General features: G+C 27.3%; 16 protein-coding genes. 4 read left to right on the top strand and 12 right to left on the bottom strand.

The window, feature by feature from the left end:
* Window positions 1–465: 465 nt before the first annotated feature.
* From HGD80_RS00720 to HGD80_RS00700, 5 genes are all read right to left on the bottom strand, one after another.
* Complete coding sequence (locus tag HGD80_RS00720; protein WP_225904384.1) at window positions 466–2178, bottom strand: transporter substrate-binding domain-containing protein; 1713 nt, start codon at window positions 2176–2178, stop codon at window positions 466–468.
* Window positions 2179–2336: 158 nt separating this feature from the next.
* Window positions 2337–4184, bottom strand: a complete 1848-nt coding sequence (locus HGD80_RS00715; RefSeq protein ID WP_219475117.1) for a transporter substrate-binding domain-containing protein — start codon at window positions 4182–4184, stop codon at window positions 2337–2339.
* Window positions 4185–4371: 187 nt separating this feature from the next.
* Window positions 4372–6045: an arginine--tRNA ligase gene (argS, locus tag HGD80_RS00710; protein WP_219475115.1), complete on the bottom strand. Its 1674-nt coding sequence runs from the start codon at window positions 6043–6045 to the stop codon at window positions 4372–4374.
* Window positions 6046–6952: 907 nt separating this feature from the next.
* The gene (locus tag HGD80_RS00705; RefSeq protein ID WP_219475113.1) at window positions 6953–7831 is read right to left on the bottom strand and encodes a deoxyribonuclease IV; all 879 of its coding nucleotides are present in this window, start codon (window positions 7829–7831) and stop codon (window positions 6953–6955) included.
* A gap of 37 nt (window positions 7832–7868) precedes the next feature.
* Complete coding sequence (locus HGD80_RS00700; protein WP_219475112.1) at window positions 7869–9416, bottom strand: DEAD/DEAH box helicase; 1548 nt, start codon at window positions 9414–9416, stop codon at window positions 7869–7871.
* 184 nt (window positions 9417–9600) lie between these two features.
* On the opposite strand from HGD80_RS00700, the gene HGD80_RS00695 reads away from it, so the two are divergent.
* Window positions 9601–9852 carry a hypothetical protein gene (locus HGD80_RS00695; RefSeq protein WP_219475110.1) on the top strand — a complete coding sequence of 84 codons (252 nt, stop codon included), beginning with the start codon at window positions 9601–9603 and terminating at the stop codon, window positions 9850–9852.
* Window positions 9853–9941: 89 nt separating this feature from the next.
* Here the strand turns inward: HGD80_RS00695 and HGD80_RS00690 are convergent, their stop codons facing one another.
* Genes HGD80_RS00690 through HGD80_RS00670 form a run of 5 tightly spaced genes read right to left on the bottom strand, consistent with a single transcriptional unit; the run spans window position 9942 to window position 11351 of the window.
* The gene (locus tag HGD80_RS00690; protein WP_219475109.1) at window positions 9942–10340 is read right to left on the bottom strand and encodes a hypothetical protein; all 399 of its coding nucleotides are present in this window, start codon (window positions 10338–10340) and stop codon (window positions 9942–9944) included.
* Between the two features lie 6 nt (window positions 10341–10346).
* Window positions 10347–10700: a hypothetical protein gene (locus HGD80_RS00685; RefSeq protein ID WP_219475106.1), complete on the bottom strand. Its 354-nt coding sequence runs from the start codon at window positions 10698–10700 to the stop codon at window positions 10347–10349.
* Between the two features lie 51 nt (window positions 10701–10751).
* Window positions 10752–10922, bottom strand: a complete 171-nt coding sequence (locus tag HGD80_RS00680; RefSeq protein WP_219475104.1) for a hypothetical protein — start codon at window positions 10920–10922, stop codon at window positions 10752–10754.
* A gap of 29 nt (window positions 10923–10951) precedes the next feature.
* A complete protein-coding gene (locus HGD80_RS00675; RefSeq protein ID WP_219475101.1) occupies window positions 10952–11182 on the bottom strand; it encodes a hypothetical protein in 231 nt (76 codons plus the stop codon).
* A complete protein-coding gene (locus HGD80_RS00670; protein ID WP_219475099.1) occupies window positions 11166–11351 on the bottom strand; it encodes a hypothetical protein in 186 nt (61 codons plus the stop codon). The genes HGD80_RS00675 and HGD80_RS00670 overlap by 17 nt, the downstream gene beginning before the upstream one ends.
* Window positions 11352–11667: 316 nt before the next feature.
* Here HGD80_RS00670 and uvrA point away from each other — a divergent pair, with 316 nt between their 5' ends.
* The 3 genes from uvrA (at window position 11668) to lon (ending at window position 19087) form a co-directional block, all read left to right on the top strand.
* A complete protein-coding gene (gene uvrA, locus HGD80_RS00665; protein WP_219475096.1) occupies window positions 11668–14586 on the top strand; it encodes an excinuclease ABC subunit UvrA in 2919 nt (972 codons plus the stop codon).
* A gap of 746 nt (window positions 14587–15332) precedes the next feature.
* A complete protein-coding gene (gene tig / locus HGD80_RS00660) occupies window positions 15333–16625 on the top strand; it encodes a trigger factor (RefSeq protein WP_219475095.1) in 1293 nt (430 codons plus the stop codon).
* An 86-nt stretch (window positions 16626–16711) separates the two neighbouring features.
* Window positions 16712–19087 (top strand): endopeptidase La, encoded by a 2376-nt coding sequence (gene lon / locus HGD80_RS00655; RefSeq protein WP_219475092.1) that lies wholly within the window; start codon window positions 16712–16714, stop codon window positions 19085–19087.
* 156 nt (window positions 19088–19243) lie between these two features.
* On the opposite strand, the gene HGD80_RS00650 is transcribed toward lon, so the two are convergent.
* Together HGD80_RS00650 and HGD80_RS00645 are read right to left on the bottom strand one after the other, a co-directional pair.
* On the bottom strand, window positions 19244–20620 hold the full coding sequence (locus tag HGD80_RS00650) for a TldD/PmbA family protein (RefSeq protein ID WP_219475091.1): 1377 nt from the start codon (window positions 20618–20620) through the stop codon (window positions 19244–19246).
* Window positions 20617–21996, bottom strand: a complete 1380-nt coding sequence (locus HGD80_RS00645; RefSeq protein ID WP_219475088.1) for a TldD/PmbA family protein — start codon at window positions 21994–21996, stop codon at window positions 20617–20619. The genes HGD80_RS00650 and HGD80_RS00645 overlap by 4 nt, the downstream gene beginning before the upstream one ends.
* Window positions 21997–22724: the final 728 nt, after the last annotated feature.

Here is a 22724-nt window from a genome sequence, read left to right as displayed (position 1 = left end):
ATGATAAAAAATAAAAAATGATAGTAATGATAGTTTTAGTCTGTTTTTTATAATAATTTTTTGATTGTTTTGTTCTTTTTTGGATTGTATTTGTCTTTTTTGTGTCTTTGTTTCTTTGGTTTTCTTTTTTAAATATTTTGCTATTTATATATGCTAAAATTGATATAAGTATTTAGTCTTGTATCTAAAAAACATTAACGTCCATCGTTATCTCCTAATATAATTAAAATTTGAGTTGTAAACAATAATAAAAACAATAAAGTTGATACAAATATGTAGTTTTATATTTGAAATTAACATTCATTGCTTTTATCTCCTGACGTTTTTGATATTTGGAATATTTATTTGGGAAAAATTAAATATTTACACTTATTTTTATTATAAACAAAAATAGCTAAAAATCGTATAAAAAAAGACCACATTATTAATGGTCTTTCTTATAGTGTTGATTTTTTAAATATTTCATTATGCTTTTGGTTGTAATAATTTAATATTTTTTTCTAATAATTTGTTTGATAAATTAGTAATGCTGATAATGATTAAGTAAAAACAAGATATTGTAACAAAAGGTAGAATCGGATTAAATGTAGAGCCCATATTGCTTTGTGCTTGCCAAGAAAGTTCGGCAACTCCTATAATGGCAAAAAAAGAACTATCCTTAATGTTTGTGATGAATTGTTGGATAATAAAAGGCACTGATCTTTTTAAAGCTTGGGGGAAGATAATAGAGAAAAAAACTTGCTTTTGGTTCATCCCTAAAGAATGAGCGGCTTCAATTTGTCCTTTATCTAAGAATTTAATATTTTGCATTAAAATTACAGTAATGTTTGCTAAAGAATTAAGTACTAAAACAAAAAGACCTGCATACAAACGTTTAATTTCAAAAAGATCTTTGCAAAGATAACCAATACCATAAAAAACAAGCATTGCTTGGGCAGCTACAGGAATTCCTTTTAAAATAAAAAATAAAGTATCTAAAAAATAAGTTGTTCCTTTGTTAATATTTAATATTATTTTATTATGGGATTGAGAGTTTTTAATTAAAGTATATGAAGTTGCAAATAAAAAACCAATAATAAGACCATCAATAGCTAAAATTAAAGTGGTTTTGAGTCCTTCTAGATAAGATGGAAAAGTTTCTTTGATTTGATGCCAAGTAGTGCTTTTAGACAGCATGTCTTTGTGGTTGTCAAAAACTGTTTTTAATCTTGTTTCTGATTCACTTTCTATTTTTTTTATTTGATTGTCTATTTGTTTGTATTTATCGTTGTCTTTTGTGAAATTTTTACGTTTTTCCTTTAAATCTATAATGTCTTGTAAACTTTGGTTTTCATCTTTTATAACTAATTTTAAATCGCATAAAATTTTATCCATTTTTTCTTTTAATTCTAGGCTTCGGTTTTCTTTTTCTCCTTTAGGCAAAAATATCCCTAAACCTTGAGGAGAAACAGAATATTTTGAATCATCTGAGGTCATATCAAAATATACTAAGTCATCTTCTTTTTGACAAGCACATCTAGCCAAATAACTATCTATTACAAAAATATCTGATTTTCCTTGTAAAACATCTTGAAAACATGCAGGAGGACTAGTTAATTCTTTGTTTTTTTTAACATGTGATTTGATATCATCTTTTTTTGTTATTTCATCTTCAATCATTTTGATTGCAGCAGTGCTAGTAACTGTTACAAATTTAATTGGTTTTTGAGGTGCACCTTTTTCTTTTAATTTTTGGCAAAAATCCTTATATTCTATTTTTTTATTTTCAACTATTTCTTTGAATCTGTCATCTTTTTTTCTTACTACCATGCTTGTTGCAGTTTGTGTGTATGCTTTAGAAACTATGAAATTTTCTTTTCTTTGGTCTGTAATACTTAAAGTTGTAATTGCCAAATCTACAGTTCCTTGCTCTAAGGCAGTTAGAACTCCTGCAAAATCAAAGACATGAATTTCTAAATCATACTCTAATCTTTCAGCTACATCCTTGATTAAATCTATATCGAATCCTGCTATATATTCGCCATTTGTAGCTTTTATAGCGTTTTTTTGATTTGTAGCTTTAAAAGTATTGGGAATAGAACTATTAGTCATTGCTACTTTTAAAGTTTTGGAATATTTTTGAAGATTTTGTTTTTTTGTTTTGGTTGAAAAATGCCATCCAAATACTGAAAAATGCAACCATACCAACAATATAGAGCTAATTGATAATGTAATAATTTTTAATATTTTTATATTATTTTTCTTTTGGAAAATATTTTTTAAAAATGAGTTTTTATTAATTAAATTAATGAAATTGTTAACTTCCTTTTCTATTCTTTTTCTTTTATTTTTTCAATTTAATATTTTTTTTCTAACATTTTGCTTAAAAAACCAGTCATACTAATAATTATTAAATAAAAACAAGATATCATTACAAAAGGCAAGATTGGATTTAAGGTAGCTCCCATATTGCTTTGTGCTTGCCAAGAAAGTTCGGCAACTCCTATAATGGCAAAAAAAGAACTATCCTTAATGTTTGTGATTAATTGTTGCAAAATAAAAGGAACTGACCTTTTTAAAGTTTGAGGAAAGACAATAGAGAGAAAAACTTGCTTTTGGTTCATCCCCAAAGAATGAGCAGCTTCAATTTGTCCTTTATCTAAGAATTTAATATTTTGCATTAAAATCATTGTAATACTTGCTAAAGAATTAAGTATTAAAACAAAAATTCCTGCGTGTAAAGGATTAAAATTTCCTTTAAAAAGAAAAGTAATACTGTAATAAATAAGCATTGCTTGAGCGGCTACAGGAATGCCCTTTAAGACAAAAAACAAAGCATTTATGGAAGTATTTAATATTTTTATTATAGCAACTATCAAGAAATTATTTTTGTGATAATCTAATTTTATATTTTTAATTAAAGTGCATATAATAGCTAATAAAAAGCCAACAATAAGACTATCAATAGCTAAAATTAAAGTAGTTTTGAGTCCTTTTAGATAAGATGGAATGGTTTTTTTGGCTTGGATGAAAATCTTTTTTGTTGGTAATTCAATTGTTTCTTTGTTTTCATTAAAGACTTTATCTAGTCGTTTTTTTACTTTTTTTTCTATTTCTTCTATTTTATTTTTATCTTCTGAACTAACTTCTTCTTTGCTAGTTTCTTTTAATTCATGATTTTTTTTCTTTAAGTCTATGATGTCTTGGAATTCGCCTTTTTCATCTTTTTTAACTAAATCCAATTTTACCAACGCTGCATTTATCTTTTCTTGTAAATTTGGTATTCTTCTATCTTCATCATTTTTTTTAGGAAAAAATATTCCTAAACCTTGGGGACAAGTAGAATGTTCTAAGTTATCAGAATGCACATCAAAATATGTCAAATCTTGATTTATTTCATAAGCCCATCTAGCTAAACAATTATCTGTTATAAACATATCTGATTTTCCTTGTAAAATATCAGTAAAACATGCAGATGAACTTGTTAATTCTTTATTTTTGATGACATATTCTTTTTCTTTATTAGTATCTGATTTGATTTTTTCAATTACTGGGATTGCAACAGTATTTAGAAATGTTATAAATTTAATGGGTTTTTCTTTTCCTAAATCTTTTAATTTTTGGCAAAATTCATTATAATTTATTTTTATTTCTTTGTTATTGTTTGGCTCTTGTTGTTTTCTTAAATTATCCAATAAATCATCAAATCTTTTGTTTCTTACTACTATGCTGGTTCCAGTTTGCATATAGGCTTTAGAAACATCGTATTTTTCTTTTCTTTTGTCTGTAATACTCAAAGACGCAACTGCGATGTCAATTGTTTCTTGTTCTAAGGCATTAAGAAGTCCTGCAAAATCAAAGACATGAAATTCTAATTCTAAATCTAGTTTATCAGCTATATTATTGATTAAATCAATATCAAAACCCGCTATATATTCACCGTTTACAGCTTTTTTGGCCTTCTTTCCCTCATTTTGTTCTAAAACTTTAAAAACATTAGGAGCAGAATTGTTGTTAACTCCTACTTTTAAAATGGTTTTCTTTTTAGAATTATTTTTTATATGGAAATATCCAAATATTGATAAATTCAGCCATATTAAAAATAAAAAACTAATTAATAATGCAGTAATTTTTAACATTTGGGTTTTATTGGTATTTTGGAAAATGTTTTTAAAAAAATGTTTTTTATCAATGAAAATAATCACTTCCTTCTTTTAATTATTGGGGGGTTGTTTGGGTTTTCTTTTTTTTAGTTTTTTAGTTTTGGATTTGTGGATTTGATTTTCCAAACCAAAATAAAAATATTTAATTTTAACAAAATAAAAAAAGTCTTTGCAGGCTTTTCTTTGGGATTTAATTGTTTTATGAAAATAAGGTATTTTTTAAAAATTACTACATATTTTCTAAAAAAGGAACCCCTAAAATTCTTAAACTTTCTTTAAGAGTGATAAAAACTGCTTGGATTAATAAAAGATTAGTGTTTGTAGTGGTTTTATCATCTGTTAAAATCTTTTCTTGTGAATATAAAAAGTTAACATTTTGAGTTATTTTTAACATATATCTTGCCAAAATACTTGGCATATTGTCTTTTTTGGCTTTTTGCAAAATTAAAGGAAACTGGTCTAATAATTTTACTAAAATAAAATAATGGTCTTTTTGATAAATGGTTTTGTCAATTAAGTTTGTGTCTAGTTTTTCTTTGTTTAAAAGGGAATTTAGACGTGCTGCTGTGTATTGAAGATAAGGTCCTGTTTGTCCTTTAAATTGTAAAATAGTTTCTAAATTAAAATCAATATCTAGATGCCTATCGTTTTTAAGGTCGTTAAAAATGATTGCTCCTACAGCGATTTTGCGTGCAATTTGGTTAAGATTTGATAAATGAGGATTTTTTTCTTCAATGATTTTTTGGGCTAAAATAGTAGCTTGATTAATTACTTCAATTAAGGTAGTAAATTTGTGATGTCTAGTAGAAATTTTTTTGCCATCCATCAAAACTAAACCAAAATTAATGTGTTTTATTTTAGTGTCACAGTATCCCATTTTTTCAATTATTTGGGCTAATTGTTTAAAGTAAAGTTTTTGTTCGTTGCCTACAACATATAAAACATTTTGACAATTAAAAGTGTTAAAACGATATTTAAAAGTAGTTAGATCTCTTGTTAAATACAAGGTGCTGCCATTAGTTTTTTTCACTAAACCAGGAGGTAAATTATCAAGTTCTATAAGCAAAACTTGGTCTTCTTCTTTTAAAAGTTTTTTTTGTTCTAATTCTTCAAAAAGAGGAGCGATTTTGTCATTATAAAAAGATTCTCCCAAGAAAAAATCAAATGAAATCCCCAAAATATCATAAATTTTGCAAAATTCTTGTAAAGACACTTCGCGGAACCATTTCCACAAATCGAGATATTTTTGGTTTTGTTGTTCTAATTGTAAAAAAGCAAAATTGGCTTGTTCGTTTAATTCAGGATTGGTTTTGGCTTGTTGATGAAAAAAAACATATAATTTTTGTAGTTCGTTAATTGGGTCTTTTAGGATTTTTTCTTTGTTGCCCCATTTTTGATAAGCTACAATCATTTTACCAAATTGGGTTCCCCAGTCTCCTAAGTGATTGATTCCTACTACCTCAAAACCTAATTTTTGATAAATATTTTTGAGAGCGTTTCCAATAATAGTAGAACGCAGATGACCAACAGAAAAGTTTTTAGCAATATTAGGAGAAGAATAATCAATAACTATGATTTGATTTTGATTGGGAAAATTGCCATAATTAGCTTGTAATTCGTTGATTTTGAGTAATATTTCGTAAGCTAATGAAGCTCTTTTAAGTTTGATATTTAAAAAACCGTTTAAAAACATTAATTCTTGGATTTCGTTTATTGTGACAAGGTTTTTTTTGATATTTTCAAAAATAATATGAGGGTTAGTTTTGGTTTTTTTGGCATAAGCAAACAAAGGTAAAGAAAAATCAAATTTGTCATTTTCCAGTTGTTCTTGTAAAATTAATTCTTCTAATAAAACTTTTTGGATTGCATTTTGGATTTTGCTTTTGGTGGTTTGTAAATTCATGATTGCAGTTCCTTTCTTTTTGGATTGTAAAATAAAAAATGATTCCTGAATGATGACAATAAATGATAAAATAATGAAATTATTAAAAACTTTTTACCTAAAATTTGTCTCGTTAATTTTTTGATAAACATTTTTGATAAACATTTTTGATATTTTAAGATATATAAACATATTTTATAAAACTGTTATAGCATTTTTTATAATTTTTGTTTGAAAAAAGTTAAGATACTTATTTTGGTATTTGTAAATTAGATAGAAAAATATTAAGAATTGCAAAAAAATTTTTATTGTTGGGTTTGGTTTGGATTAATTTTAGTAATAAAATGTTTTTAAATGCATTTATGCATTTTTTTATTCATAAATTTTTATTAAAAAATATTAAAAAATAGCCTAAATGTTAAAAAGTACTCTTTTTATATTTTGGTATTCCTAATTAAAATTAAAAAAACAACCCTTTAATTTGCAAAAGAGTTGTTAAATAATAAATTATTTTTTTAATTAGAAAGTAAATATTTTATCTAGTTTGGTAAGGTTAGTTAATATTTCTTAAAAAATCAACTTTTAAACCAAATTTTAATATTAAAATTAATAAAATAATACCAATAATTATTTTGATGATACTATGTAAAAAGAAAAAAAATAATCCGATGATAAAAGCAATAATTATCATTTGATAATTGGGATTTAATGTGTTCCAAAAAGAAAATGTATTGCTTATAATTTGTTTTTTATCGATGATTTTAAAACCTTACTAATAATTGTATTTTTCGATGTTCAACATTATTAAAATGCTATATTAAAAGTCTAAAATAGTTTTAGAAAATATTTTAATAAACAATAAACACCAATATTAATTATAAGTGATTTTGGATTTTTTCGAACTTGTTTTAATGATTATTTTGTTTTTTTAAAATAATTTTTTTAATTCGTGGTTAAAAGCTTTGGCTTTAATCATTTCAATTTCGCGTTTATAAGGTGCTTTTTCATTGATATAGGGAGTTTCTAAAATTTTAGGGATACAAGCAAAAGCACGATGATAGATAATTTTGAGTAAAGTTTCAAACCCGATTTTGCCAAAACCGATGTTTTCATGGCGGTCTTTGTGACTATTACATTCGTTTTTAGAGTCGTTAATATGAATTACAGAGATATTTTGAAATCCCAAAATGGAATCTATCTTTTCGATAATTTCTTCTAAGTTTTCTTTTAAATCATAGCCAGCATCAAAAAGATGACAAGTATCAAGACAAAAAGAAACTCTTGTGTTGTTTTTAACTTGGGTTCTTATTTGTTGCAATTCTTCTAGTTTTTTCCCAATTTCAGTTCCCTTGCCTGCCATAGTTTCTAAGGCAACTTGGGTTTTTAAATGTTTAGTTTTTTCAAAAATTAAATCAAGGCTTTGAGCAATTAAACTAATTCCTTCTTGGGGGTTTGTTTTGAGATAGTTTCCTGGATGTAAAACCATTTTATTAATTTTCATTGCTGCAAAACGTTCTAATTCTTGGGATAAAAAATCAATTGCAAAAGCCCTTTTAGTCTCGTCGGGATTAGCAAGATTGATAATATAAGGAGCGTGCCCTACCAAATTATTTAAAGATAAATTGTTGTTTTGGACAATTTCTAAGGCTTCTTTAATTTTTAATTCTTCGGTTTTGGTTCTTATTGTATTTTGTGGAGCACCGCTATAAACCATCAAAGCATTAGCACCATAAGAAATGGCAGTTTGGATGGCTCCTTGAAAATTATGTGGTTTTTTCATAGCAACATGGCTTCCCAAAAATAACATGATAAAAGCTCCTTTATTGGTTTGTTTTTTTGATTTATTAGTTATAAATTAGTTTAGTTTTTTCTTGATAATTAGTTTTGTAATTCGTTAATTTATTTTTTGATGGTTTTTGTGATTTGTATTTGGCTTTTGGTTTGAATTTTGTTTGCAAAAAAGTACTTTTGCTTTTGGGGGATTGGTTTTCTTTTTGGTTCTTTTTCTTATAATTGGGTTTTACTTGTTTGCTTTTAGTTTTTTTGTTGTTGTTTGTTTTTTGGACTGTGTTTTGAGTTTTATTTGGTGTTTCCAAAGTAGAATCTTTATTATTTTCTTTTTTAGGAAGTTTGGATTCTTTGGTAAATTTGTTTTGTTTGAAAAATTGTTTTTGGCTAGATTGGTTGTAATTGTTTTTTTGGTTAGTTTGATTGTTTTGATTTTTTTGAATGTTTTTGGTATTTTTATTGTTTTTATTTGGCTTATCAGTTTTGGTAGTTGTAATAGTTTTGTAATTTTGAGTTCTTATAAAACCATCTTTATTTAAAGAGGCTTGATGAAAAGCAATTCCTAATTGAATTAATTTATTAATTTTGTCTTTTTGTTTAATGTCTTGGGGGTCGTACAAAACAATGATTTCACCTTTTTTGCCCATTCTTGATGTTCTACCACTTCTGTGGAAAAAAAATTCAAGGTGTGAAGGTAAGTTGTAGTGAATAACACAAGAAGCATCAAAATCAATTCCTCTAGCTGCAAGATCTGATGCAATTACGTACTGATATTTTAATTTATGAATAGCTTTAAGGCTTTGTTTTCTTTGTTTAACTGATAAAGCAGAGTTGTAATTAAGCAATTTGAGACTGTCATTTTGTAAAGTTTGAAATACTAATTCTTGTTCTTTTTTTTCATTGACAAATACGAGTGCTAAATAAGGATTAAGGACTTTGGTAAGATGAATTAAGGTCTGCATTCTGCTTGTAGTTGTTTCTAATAAATAAAAAGTACGATTAAGATTACTTTGTTTATAAACATCAATAAAAGTAGATTTACCAAAATAACGATTAATAAAAGGTTTTAATTGTTCGGTAATGGTAGCTGAAAATAATAAAATTTTGGCTTTAAGATGATTAATTAAAGGGTCTAGGGAAGTTAAAAATACCTCATCAAACATCATATCAGCTTCATCAAGGACTAAATAAGATACATATTTTAAGTTAATTTTTTTGAATTTAAACGCGTATTCTAATAACTTATCGGGAGTTGCAATAATTAATGAAGGTTGTTTTTTTTCAAAAGTAGCAATTGCTTTTTGTTTATCCATTCCTCCGTAAAGAATTTTGGTAAAATTAGTTTTTTCAATTTGTTTAAACATTTCCCATACTTGAAATACTAAATCATTGGTAGGGACTAAAATAATTGCTTGAGTAAATGGTTTTTGGAAATCAATTTTACTTAATATCGGTAAAAGATAAGCATGGGTTTTGCCTGTTCCTGTAGGAGCAATTCCTACTAGATTACCTGGTTTTTCAAATTGTGAAAAGACTTCTTTTTGGATGGGAGTTAAAGTTTGGAATTGAAGTTGTAATATTTTTTTTTGAATATAGTTGTGCAAGTTAAAAACCTCCTTAAATCATATATATTATACCAGTATTTTGGTAATTTGGAAGTATTTTAGTAATAAATTAATTTTGTTGCAATAAATTGTTGAAAAAAACTTATTTCCAGTTAAAATATAAGTAAGTCTTTGACTTGATTATAAATTATAATGACATATATTAAGGAAAGAAAATAGGGTAATGAAAACAAATAAAAATAATAAGAATAATGATAATAAGAAAAAGAAAAAACAAAAAAATAATGATTTAAAACAAAGTAAGAAATATAATAATAAAACTAAATTAACCAAAGATAATAAAAATGTTAAATCAAATAAAAAAGGTTTTAACTTTAGTTTTTCTAATTTATTATCTTGGGGCGTTGTTGTTTGTTTGTGTTCAATTCCTTTATATTATATATCTGCTACTGTTTGGGAACAAATAAAGAAATAATTAAAATTTAATCTAAGATATAAAAAAAACTATTTTCTTAATGAAAATAGTTTTTATCTTTATATATGGATTGTTTAGTTAATCAATTGTTATTTAGTATTTTTGTCTAATTCTTCTTTTCCTTTGGGAGATAATTCTTTGTATATTACATTATAAAGATTTTGTTGTTCTTTTAAGGCATAATCTAATTTTATCTTGTCTCTTTTAATTTCAGTTTCTAGATTATTTTTTGCCTTAATTGCTTTTTGTTTTGCAGCTAACTCGGCTTCGATTTTATTTTGTAATTCCTTTTCTGGTGTTATTCCCCTCATTTGTTGCTGATATAAATTAAAATTTTTAATATGTTCATCATATTCCTTTTGATATTGTTCTATTTTGGGGTCTTTTTCTTTAGTAGCAAGTTTTCTTTGTAATTCTTCAATTTTTCTTTGATAATCTTCAATCTCTTTTTTTATTTCTTTTAATTCATTAATTTTGTTGCGGTCCAAGCTTGTTTAGTTATTTTCTGATTCATTTTTTCCTTTATCAATGAATGATTTATCTTTATCTATGTTGTTAATTAAGTCATTATTGTGTTTAATTTCATCATCTATTTTAATCATTTCTGGTAATTGTTGGTTTTGAAAAGTTGCAGCTTTAATTCGCTCTAAGGCTTCATCAATCTGTTGGTTATATTCGTTATATGCTTTTGGTGATAATTTATTTTTTAGTTTAGGTAGTAAAAAAGATTGCATTATGTGTTTCACGAAGTTTAAACCGTCTTCTTGGGTTGGTTCAATTCCTTTTCTTTCGATTTCTTGTTTTATGTCATCCATTTTATTTTTAATATCTAAAAGTGCATTTGCCATATAGTGTTCAAATTCAAATTTAGAATTCAGTTGTCTAAATAAATGAAACAGTTAGTTATTGCTTCCTGTTGTGCTTGTAGTTGTTTTGCTTGTGTCTTCTTTGGCAGGTTCTTGTTTATATTTTAAAACCCAACAAATACCTAAAATTAATCCTAACATTAATACTGTAAATGCTACTGTTAATATTATAAAATTTTTATTATTTTTTTGTTGTAAATGCATTTTCAATTCCTTTTTATTTAATTTATTAGTTATATTGAATTAAGTAATTGCTCTTTTTCTCTAAGTTTTCCCAATTCTTCTAAAATATCATTAACTTCTTTTATTAATCTTTCTTGAAGTTCTTTTATTTCTTTTGCTTTTTTACCGTCTGAATTTGATATTGCAGTTTCGAAATCATTTTCAGAATCTTTTAATGGTTTTTTAATTTGTGATAATCTTAGTTGTAATGATATTTGTTGGGAATTAATTTGTTCTAGCATAAGTTGTTTTTTTTGTCATTTTCGGTCTGCCTGATATCATTTCATTATTGTGTTCAATTTCATCATCTATTTGACCTATTAATTTTTTTGCATATTCATTTGACTCTTCTACTTTTTTACTTTGTGTTTTGTTTTTTGCAACTCTTTGATTGATGTAAATATAAAACAAATAACAAAAAATACAATTGCAATTACAACTACAGGTTTATTTACTTTTTTTATCTTTAATAAATGGATTCCAAAAAAACATTCCTTTACTCTCCTTTGAGTTTTCAGGGAATAAAAAATTCCCTTACCTTTATTTTACTCTTTTTTTTGCAAGTTTTTTGCTCATTTTCCATTACTTTTCTCATCTTTTATATCATTTTCTTATCTTTTCTTACTTTTTGCTAATCTTTTTTGTTATAATTAACAAAGAAATTATTATTTATAAATAATATATATAAGCCGATATAAATATAAAGGAATATATTAAAGGAATTAAAATGAAAACCAATAAACATCAATTTATTAAAGTTCGCGGAGCTCGTCAAAATAATTTAAAAAATATTAATATTGATATTCCCAAAAATAAATTAGTTATAATAACAGGATTATCAGGTTCTGGCAAATCTTCTTTAGCTTTTGATACTTTATATCAAGAAGGAAAAAGAAGGTATGTAGAATCATTAAGTGCTTATGCTAGACAATTTTTAGGTAGTTTTGAAAAACCTGATGTAGATAGTATTGAAGGTTTGAGTCCTTCTATTAGTATTGACCAAAAAACAACTTCTAATAATTCTCGCTCTACTGTGGGAACTATTACAGAAATATATGATTATTTAAGATTAATTTATGCCAATATTGCAGTTCCTTTTCATCCTGAAAAAAATATTGTCTTAGAAAAACAAACCAAAGAACAAATGATTACTAAAACTAATCAAATATTTTCCAATCAACTAATATTAATTCTTGCTCCTATAATTGAAAGAAAAAAAGGTACCCATCAAAAAACCTTAGAAACTCTTGCCAAAGATGGTTTTAATAGAGTAATGATTAATGATACTATTTATTTAATGGATTATATTCCTTCTTTATCAAAAAATCAATATCATAATATTTATGTAGTAATTGATCGTTTTGAAGTTAATTCAGATAATCAAACTCGTCTTTTTGAAGCCTTAGAACAAGCTCTAAATTTAGCTCAAGGAAAAGTTTTTATTATGAATTATCAAAGTAAAAATAGTAATGATAGTAATAAGAATGAAAACAACAATAAAAACCATCAAATATTAAAACTAAATTGCAATTATCATTTAGAAGGCATGAATTTTGATATTCCCTTGCGCGAATCAAGACTTTTTTCATTTAATACTCCTTTAGGAGCTTGCCAAAGTTGTAAAGGGATTGGAAAAACAGCAGAAATTGATTGCGATATGATTCTAGATTATGAAAAACCATTAAATAAAGGTGCAATTTTAATTTTTAAAAGTAATAATGAATATAATAATTTTGCTAGCAAAGAACAAGAATTAAAAGCTGTATGCAATCATTATCAAATTGATATGTCTGTTCCTTTAAAAAAAATAGATCCCCAAAAACTAAATATTATTCTTTATGGTTCACCTGACCAAATTCCTTTAACGCCTCCTTTGCGTTTTTCTCGTTTTTCCAAAAAAACTACCACCAAAACTCCTAAATATGATTTTTTTGAAGGTATAGCTTCTATGCTTAAAAGACGTTTTGAAGAAACAACCAGCGAATGGCTCAAAAAATGGCTTTCTAGTTGTATGATGGAAAAAAAATGCAAAACATGCCAAGGACAAAGACTTAATCAAGGGGCTTTACTTTTTAAAATTAATAATAAAAATATTTATGAAATAACTGATTTATCAATTGAACAAACCCTTGCTTTTTTCCAAAATTTAGAATTGTCCAACGAAGAGACAAAAATTATTAATTTAGCTCTCAAAGAAGTTATTAATCGTCTTACTTTTTTACAAGAAATTGGGTTAGGGTATCTTTCTTTATCGCGCAGTGGAGCAACTCTTTCGGGAGGAGAAGCACAAAGAATTAGACTTGCTACTCAAATTGGCTCCCAACTTTCAGGAGTACTTTATGTCCTTGATGAACCTTCCATTGGATTGCACCAAAAAGACAACGATCTTTTAATTAAATCACTTCAAAAAATACGAGATTTAGGCAATTCTTTAATTGTAGTAGAACACGATCATGATACAATGCTTGCCTCTGATTATTTAATTGATATTGGTCCTCAAGCAGGCATTTTGGGAGGGAAAGTACAAGCTTTTGGCACACCCCAAGAAGTAATGCAAAACAAAAACAGCCTTACAGGAAAATACTTATCTAAACAAATCCAAATTACATTTCCCAAAAATAGAAGAAAAGGCAATAAAGATCATATTTTAGTTACCAAAGCTTCTAAAAATAATCTTAAATCAATTGATGTTTGCTTTCCTATGCAACAATTAATTGTAGTTACAGGCGTTTCTGGTTCGGGAAAATCTACTTTAGTAAATGATGTTTTACTTGATTGTTTACAACAAAAATACGGCAAAAAAAACAAAACTCAACAAAAAGATTTTAGTCATTTAGTAAACGATTTTAACAAAGTCAAAAAAATAGTTGAAATTTCACAAGACCCAATTGGTAAAACTCCTCGCAGTAATCCCCTTACTTATACTGGTGTTTTTGATGAAATTAGAGAACTTTACTCCAAAACTAAAGAAGCCCAAATGAAAGGTTATCAAAAAGGGCGTTTTTCTTTTAACGTTAAAGGCGGTAGATGTGAGGCTTGTAGTGGCGATGGAGTTAAAAAAATATCTATGCATTTTTTACCAGATGTCTATGTTATGTGCGAAGCTTGTAAAGGAACTCGTTATCAAAAAGAAACTTTAAGCATCAAATACAAAGATAAAACTATTGCAGATATTCTTGCTATGAGTGTTGAAGAAGGGGTTTTATTTTTCCAAAATCATCCCAAAATTAAACATCAATTAGAAATTTTACAAAATGTAGGGCTTGGCTACATTAAATTAGGACAGTCCTCGCCAACTTTATCCGGAGGAGAAGCCCAACGAGTTAAATTAGCAAGCGAACTACACAAAAAAGTTATTCCAGGTGCTTTGTATATTTTAGATGAACCTACCACAGGACTTCATTCAGAAGATGTTAGACAATTGCTTAAAGTTCTTCATCAAATGACAGATCAAAAAGCTACTATTGTTGTAATTGAACATAATTTAGATGTAATTAAAAATGCTGATTATATCATTGATTTAGGTCCTGAAGGAGGAGTTTGTGGCGGATATGTAGTTGCAACAGGAACCCCAGAACAAGTAAGCCAAAATGAAAAAAGTTATACTGGTAAATATTTAAAAAAGTTTCTTAAAGAAGAAAAATAAATCCAAAATTTAAAGATGCAATCAAACTTTTAATTTAGATAAATCCAAACTAACTACATCCTAAACATTGGACTAATTAAAATCAATTTAACAATTTAAAAACTAATATTAAAAAAAATTGCAAAATGGGCAAAAACAAAACCGCTTTTAAACTCACACCAACCAAACAATTTTAGGAAATATTTTATCCTTCTACAAAAAAAATATTTTAATTGCAACCTCACCAAAAAACCATTTAATCAGAAAGCAAAAATTACTAATAATTTCAAGAAATATTTAGTTATTGTGGTATAATAAAAAGTAGGAAAGAAAAGTAATTTACACAATTACAAAATTTATAAATGACAATTATTTTTCTACCACAAAATATTTATAAAAAAGATTAAATGAATTAAAAAAAGCTAAAAAAATTAAACTAAATAAACCCGCGAACCCGAAAAAACAACTTTTAATTTAGTTAAAAAACTTAATTATAAATTAGTTGCCAAATTGTAAAACAAAAATGCAAAAACCCAACTTGTTTCCCCAAAAAAACAATTAACACTAATTTAATTGGAATTTGCTTATATAATCAATATATAAATGAAAAAACTCATAATTATTTGCAACTATTTGCACCAATTAAACCAAATACCCCCCCCAACAACAATATTTTTTAGTTTTTATTGATGCTTCATAATCAAAATAAATAACACACCAAAACATAAAACAAACCCCAACAAACCAAAAAGGAAAAGGTATTAAAAATGGAAATTAAAAAAATCAACGATCAAAAAGTACAATATTTTTTTGAAGTTTCTTCAAAGGAATTAGAAACCCAACTGGCTAGTGCTTATGCAAAAATTAAACCAAAAGTAGAAATTAAAGGTTTTAGAAAAGGGCACGTTCCAAGAAAAATTTTTGAAAATCGTTTCGGTAAAGACAATTTATACTCCGATGCATTAGAAAATATCGTGCAAACCAAATATCAAGAAGTCCTACAAAAAAAAGATTTCGAAAGTATGGGAATGCCTCAAGTAATTGATTTAGACGAAAAAAAACTTAAAGATAATCAAAATTTTACTTTCGGACTGGAATTTATCGTTAAACCTAAAGTTACTTTAAAAAAATATTTAGGGTTAGAAATTACAAAAGACGATCTTGAAGTAACAGATTGTGAAGTGGAAGAAAAAATAAATTCCTTATTAGAAAAACAAACAACTTTGGAACCCAAAACCCAAAACGACTTTTTGGAATTAACAGACATTGCTATTTTTGATTTTGAAGGCTTTGTTGATGACAAACCTTTTGAAGGTGGCACTGCCAAAGATTTTAGTTTAGAAATTGGCTCTGGTCAATTTGTACCTGGTTTTGAAGACCAAATGTTAGGTATGAAACGAGGACAAACCAAAGACATTAATATCACTTTTCCAAGCGATTACCACCAAAAAAGTTTAGCTAATCAAAAAGCTGTTTTTAAAGTAACTCTACACCAAATCAAAACTAAAAAAATACCTCAACTAACAGATAATTTTGTAAAATCACTTAAACTTGCCAATGCTTCAACCGTAGAAGAATTAAAAAACAACACTAAACAAACTCTTTTAGCTCAAAAAAAACACAAAGACAAAGAAAACGTTGAAAAACAAGTAATAGAACAATTAGTTAAAAATTCCGAATTAGAAATTCCTCAAGAAATTGTTTCCCAAGAACAAATCCGCCTCCAAAAAGAATTTGAAGCACAATTAAAACAACAAAATTTAACTTTGGAACAATACAAACAATATTTAGGTATTGATGATGAAAAAATGGAAAAAGAATTCAGCCAACAAGCACAAAAAAACCTCCAATATCAACTTATTATGGAACAAGTTGCAGCCCAAGAAAAACTAACTATTTCCCAAGAAAAAATCGAACAAAAATACCAAAACTTAAGTAATCATTACAAAGTTCCAGTTAATCAAATCAAACAAAACCTTCCTGAAAAAAACCTAAAACATTCTCTTTTGATGGATGAAGCCTTAGAACTTGTTATTAATAAAGCTGTTGTTGCTAAATAAAATTTATCACCCCACCAAAAAATCACTCCACAACTTAAAAATGAAAAAGTTTAAAAGTTAAAAAAATATCGAAAGGATGAAAATATATGAAAACCAAAAGCAAAAAATTAAAATCCGATCTTTCTATGGATGCATTTAAAGATATTTTTCAAGAAATTCCTGAACAACTTCCAGTTGTAGTTATCAGCGAAGTAATGCCTATTCCAAATGTTGATTTTCGTATTGAAGTATCAGACAATTCTTATTTAAAAGCTTTAAAAGAGTCAGAAACTAAAGCAAATTCTTTTGTTATTCTTTTAACTCAAAAAGATTTATCACACAACAAACCCAAACTAACTAACCTTCAACGTTACGGTGTATTGGCACAAATAATTACCAAAGTAAAAATCCCTCACGGCGATTTTAAAGTGAGATTTCGCATTTTACAAAGAATAAAAATTGATAAATTTTTGCAAAAAGAACCTTTTTTAAAAGCCTCATATGAAAAAGTCAACACCATTTATGGAAACGTTGAAGAAGAAAAAGCCTTAATCAAGCTAGTTATAGAAAAAATTATGGACAAACCTTTTCAACTGCTTGTTCAAAACACCAATAATTTTTTAGATATCATCAAAACAGAACCAGAAACAGAAAATATCACTGATATCATTGTTTTTAATTTAAAAATCGATGATTTAGATAAATATAAATACCTTAAAGAAGCTCACCTTAATAAAAGAATTTTTTATATTCTTCAAGACATCCAAAGTTTACTTATAGGACTTGATTTAGAACAAAAAATCAATGAAAAAGTAAAACAAAGTATTGATGAAAACCAAAAAGAATTTTATTTAAGAGAAAAAATGAAAGCGATTCAACTAGAATTAGGGGACAAAACCAAAAAGGAAGAAGAAATTGCAGAATTGCGCAATAAAATCAAAAAAACTCCTTTACCTCCTGAAATCAAAAAAAAAGCTTTACAAGAATTATCACGTTACCAATCATCATCATCTTTAATGGCAGAATCTTTTGTAATTAAAAATTATCTTGATTTTTTACTGGAAATACCTTGGGGCAAAACCAGCCAAGATGAAAACGATTTAGTTGCCATTGAAAAATCCTTAAATAACCAACATTACGGACTTGAAAAAGTCAAAGAACGTATTTTAGAATATGCAGCAGTCAAAATAATGACTAAGAAAAACCCTCAAAATATTTTATGTCTTGTAGGTCCTCCAGGAGTGGGGAAAACCTCACTTGCTTCTTCTATTGCCAAAGCTTTAGGACGCCAATTTGTCAGACAATCCTTAGGCGGTTTAAAAGAAGAATCAGAAATTAGAGGCCACAGAAGAACTTATATTGGAGCTATGCCTGGACGCATTCTTGCAGGCATTAGAGACGCCAAAACAGTTAATCCTGTCTTTTTATTAGACGAAATTGACAAACTAGTAGCCAATTATAACTTTGATCCTGCATCAGCTTTATTAGAAGTCCTTGACCCACAACAAAATATTAATTTTATGGATCATTTTTTATCCGAACCATTTGATTTATCCCAAGTATTATTTATCACCACTGCCAATTACCTTGACAATGTTCCCGAAGCTTTAAAAGACCGTATGGAAATTATCGAAGTAAGTTCTTACACTGAAAAAGATAAAATTAACATCGCTTCTAAATATCTTTTAAAAAAACAACTCAAAAATCACGGAATCATTGACACAAATTTAGTTATTGACAATGATACTATCCTTTATTTAATTAGACATTACACCAAAGAAGCAGGAGTAAGAGAGTTAGATAGAATCCTTGCAGAACTAGCTAGAAAAACAGTTAAAGAATGTTTAATTACCAAAAAAGAACAAGTAATTATTACTCCTCAAAACGTTACTAAATACTTAGGTAAAGAAAAATACCTATATCTTTTAGATGAACAAAAAGAAAAAATAGGCTCCACTAACGGACTTGCCTATACTTATTTTGGAGGCGATTTGCTTCCAGTAGAAGTTACTTATTACAAAGGTAAAGGACAATTAGTCCTTACAGGTAAATTAGGAGAAGTCCTTAAAGAAAGTGCTTATACTGCTTTAAGTTTCATCAAATCTAACTGTCAAAATTTAGGAATTGATGCCAATATTTTTGCAGAAAACGATTTTCACATTCATCTTCCAGAAACAGCCATTCCTAAAGATGGTCCTTCAGCTGGAATTACTATTGCTACTTCCCTTGTCTCTGCAATTACCCAAAAATATGTTAAAAAAGGTTTGGGAATGACAGGAGAAATTACTTTACGAGGCAATATTTTAGCTATCGGAGGCTTAAAAGAAAAAGCTATTGCTGCTAATCGTAGCGGCCTTGACACTATTTTTATTCCTCAAGAAAATATCAAAGATATTGAAGATATTCCTCAAGAAGTAAGAACTAAATTAAATATTATTCCTGTATCAAACATTTCTGATGTTTTTTCGCAAGTATTTGTTTGATTAAGATATAAAAAACACCATCTTAAAGATGGTGTTTTTTGTTTTTTATACATAATTAAAAAGTTTTCAAAACTTCAATTATTATTTTAATATTTATTTTTTTCGATAAAAATTACAAAAGAATAAAGGGGCAAAAAATCATTTACAAAGAAAAATTTACTTTCCTCCAATATTTAAATCCCCTACATAAACGCTAGAACTACCAAATCCTGAAGTTTGAAATTCAAAATCATTAGCAATGGTGTCTACATTTTTAAGAATATCAAAAAAATTACCAGAAACAACAATCATTTTAACAGGAGTTGTAACTTTACCTTTTTCAATTCTAAAACCACTAGCTTGTAGGCTAAAATCTCCACTAACAGTTTTAATTCCTGCATGCATCCCTACTAAATCGGCAATATAAATACCATTTTGAATAGGTTCAATCATTTCTGAAAAACTTTTTTTGCCAGGCACCAAATAACAATTAATCATAGAAGTACTGCCATCAAAACCGTTTCCAGTTGGAGCTTGTTTAAAAATGCGAGCAGTTTTTAAGTTGTGGATAAATCCTTGAAAAACTCCTTTAGTAATAATGGGTTTGGTTTGGCAAGCTACTCCTTCATCATCAAATTTTTCTTTAAAATAAGCCCCATCGTTTAAAGGATCATCAATAATGCTAACTTTTTCAGAAGCAATTAAACAATTAATTTTATCTTTTAATTTAGTTAAGTTGCGATAAGCACTTGTACCAGTAAAAATATCGCTGAAACTTTCCAAAAGGTCTGCAAACATTTCATTAGAAAAAACAACTGGATATTTTTGAGATACCAAAGATTTAGCTCCTAATTTTTTTTCGCCCATCTCAACAATTTCAGTGCCTAATTTAACAGGATTGAAGGTTACAAAATCCTTAGCTAAAATACTTTTACCATAACTTTCAATTTCGCCTTCTTTTTGAAAAACCGCAGAAGCATACAAATAAGCAAAGCTGTTTTGGTGCGATAAATTGAGCCCTTTGGAATTTAATAATGTTTTTTTATGACAAACTTCTTGGTAAATAATGCCATTAGTAGCTTGCAAATGGGAACTTTGCAACATTGTTTTTTCTAACTGCAACAACAAATTTTGTTTTTGTTCTAATGGAACTTGTCCAAAATCAAAGTTATTTTCCAATACTTCAGGATAACTGGAAGATCCTTCAAAAATAAGAGCAGGTTCTTTAGAAGTAATTGTTTGGCAATTTTCTTTGAGGGTTTCAAAAGCATTATCAAAAGCGCTGTCAGTTAATTGTTCTAAAGCAATAGAAGTTTTTTTATTGGCAAAAATACCTCTTATAACTACAGAAGCAACATCGCTCCAAACACAAGCATCTATTTTGCCTTTATCCAAAGATAGTTTAAAAGTTTGACTTTCATGAATTGCAATTTCTAATGCTTCAAAACCTTGTTGCATTCCTTTTTCTAACCATTTTTGATAATTGTTAGGAGTGGGGTTTGTGTGAGTGGTTTGGCTTTGGGGCTTTGGGGTTTTTGTTACGTCGTTTATCATTTTTGATTTCCTCCTACAATCATTTCTTTTACTCTAATAGTGGGTTGTCCTACATCAACTGGTAGAGAACCAGAACAAGAACCACACATTCCTTGACCTAAAACTAAATCATTGGCAACACGGTCAATTTTAAATAAAATATCTGCTCCATGACCAATTAACATCGCTCCTTTAACGTGGGTTGTTAATTTACCATTTTCAATTAAATAACCTTCATTAACTACAAAATTAAATTCTCCAGTAGCAGGAACAACTGTTCCACCACCTAGACTTTTAGCATAAAGACCGTAAGGAGTATCTGCAATAATTTGTTCGGGCGTTTCTGTGCCTTTTTCGATGTAGGTGGAATTCATGCGCGAAGTAGGAGAGTATTTATAAGATTGTCTACGTGAAGAACCGGTAGATTGCATCTTCATTTTGCGTCCGTTTCTAAAATCAATTAAATAACCTTTAAGGATACCTTTTTCAATTAAAAGATTTTTTTGGGTGGGATTTCCCTCGTCATCAAAATTAAGACTGCCCCAAGACGCTTTAATAGTTCCATCATCATAAGCAGTTACAACTTCAGAAGCAACTTTTTGATTTAATTTATTACAAAAAGGAGAAAGGCCTTTAGCAACTGCAGTAGCTTCAAGGGGATGCCCGCAAGCCTCATGGAAAATAACGCCTCCAAAACCATGATTAATTACAACTGGCATAGTTTGAGGTTTTAAAGATTTAGCATCTAATAAAGCAACTGCTTGTTTTGCTACTTGTTTGGCAATTGTTTCTAAATCAATTACATCCAAGAATTCCAATCCCATTGCACGTCCAGGACCTTCAAAGGCTTCTTGCATTTCTTGTCCTCTTTGTGCAACTCCTACAAGCCCACATCTAATATAATTGCGTGTGTCATTTTGATAAACTCCTAAAGTATTAGCAATTAAAACATGTTGTTCTTTTTGGCTTAAAGAGGTGATGGATTGAATAATTTGAGGATCATAATTTTGAATAATAGCAGATAATTTAAGTAATTTTTGGGCTTTTTGTTCTTGAGTCATGCTGTTATAAGGTTTTTGGATAGTATTTTTTAGGGGTTTTTCGGTTTGCAAGGCAATAACTTTATTTGCTTTTCCTTGAAAAGATTTTTTTAATTTTAAAAGCAAGGATAAAACATTTTGATAATCAGTTTTATTGGTATAACCATAAACTTCATCAAAGCCTTTTAATAAGCGAATTCCTACTCCAAAAGTATTAGAAGTATCAGCATAAACTACATCTTTGCCAATTACTTTAAGGGTATGAGAATAAGCATTTTCAAAAAATAATTCTGCAAAATCAACTCCCTTATCTAAAGATAAATTTAGAATTTTTTGAATATCTTCTTTATTTAACATCAAATAATATTCTCCTTTATATTGTTTGTAAATCTCTTTTATTTTATCATTTTTTTAAGCTTTTTAAGCATATTATATAAAAGTTTTCCAAATGAATTTATTATTGTTTTGTTAATTTGTTTGTTTTTATATGTTTATAATAAAATACACAATTAAAGAGCAGTATATAAAAGCATAAAAACGCTGAAATAAGTATTTTTAATTCGTTTATTGCATTTCATCATCAAAATATTAACTTAAAAAACTTGATATAATATAAATATTTATTTTTAAAATCATTATAATATTATAAAAAGAAAAGAGGCAAGTAAATGTTTAGAATCAAATTTATTATTTTTAAACCAGAATTAGATAAACAAGGAAGAAAGCAAATAGATTTTTGGAAAACTCAAATTAGAAATATTTTTAATTTCCTTTTCTTTTTGGTAATTTTGTTATCTTCGGGGTTTATTTCATTTCATATAGATAGTATTTTAAAACAAAATACCACATTACACCCTTTAATGAAAAATTTTCTTATTATGGTGAAATTATTTTTTTGGATATGTGCACTTTATCCCTTCCATTTGTTTTTTTGCTCTTTTTTTGATGGGTGTAGATAATATGAAAGGAAGAACATTTAGCCAATTCATTTTAAGTAAAATATATTCAAAACCACAAATTGCTCCTAATGGTAAAAATAATCAATCCAAAAATAATACAAATACCCCCAAAAAATAACAAAAATA

It is taken from the genome of Paulownia witches'-broom phytoplasma (assembly GCF_019396865.1).
In the GTDB taxonomy this organism is placed as follows: Bacteria; Bacillota_I; Bacilli_A; order Acholeplasmatales; family Acholeplasmataceae; genus Phytoplasma; species Phytoplasma asteris.
Note: the sequence above shows the minus strand (reverse complement) of the source record. Positions and strands in the feature narration are given on the sequence as shown.

Coding starts and splice junctions, on each gene's coding strand:
- HGD80_RS00685 (WP_219475106.1), bottom strand. CDS start 10,700: ATGGCAAATGCACTTTTAGATATTAAAAATAAAATGGATGACATAAAA.
- lon (WP_219475092.1), top strand. CDS start 16,712: ATGAAAACCAAAAGCAAAAAATTAAAATCCGATCTTTCTATGGATGCA.
- HGD80_RS00680 (WP_219475104.1), bottom strand. CDS start 10,922: ATGCATTTACAACAAAAAAATAATAAAAATTTTATAATATTAACAGTA.
- uvrA (WP_219475096.1), top strand. CDS start 11,668: ATGAAAACCAATAAACATCAATTTATTAAAGTTCGCGGAGCTCGTCAA.
- tig (WP_219475095.1), top strand. CDS start 15,333: ATGGAAATTAAAAAAATCAACGATCAAAAAGTACAATATTTTTTTGAA.
- HGD80_RS00695 (WP_219475110.1), top strand. CDS start 9,601: ATGAAAACAAATAAAAATAATAAGAATAATGATAATAAGAAAAAGAAA.
- argS (WP_219475115.1), bottom strand. CDS start 6,045: ATGAATTTACAAACCACCAAAAGCAAAATCCAAAATGCAATCCAAAAA.
- HGD80_RS00645 (WP_219475088.1), bottom strand. CDS start 21,996: ATGTTAAATAAAGAAGATATTCAAAAAATTCTAAATTTATCTTTAGAT.
- HGD80_RS00705 (WP_219475113.1), bottom strand. CDS start 7,831: ATGTTATTTTTGGGAAGCCATGTTGCTATGAAAAAACCACATAATTTT.
- HGD80_RS00650 (WP_219475091.1), bottom strand. CDS start 20,620: ATGATAAACGACGTAACAAAAACCCCAAAGCCCCAAAGCCAAACCACT.
- HGD80_RS00675 (WP_219475101.1), bottom strand. CDS start 11,182: ATGCTAGAACAAATTAATTCCCAACAAATATCATTACAACTAAGATTA.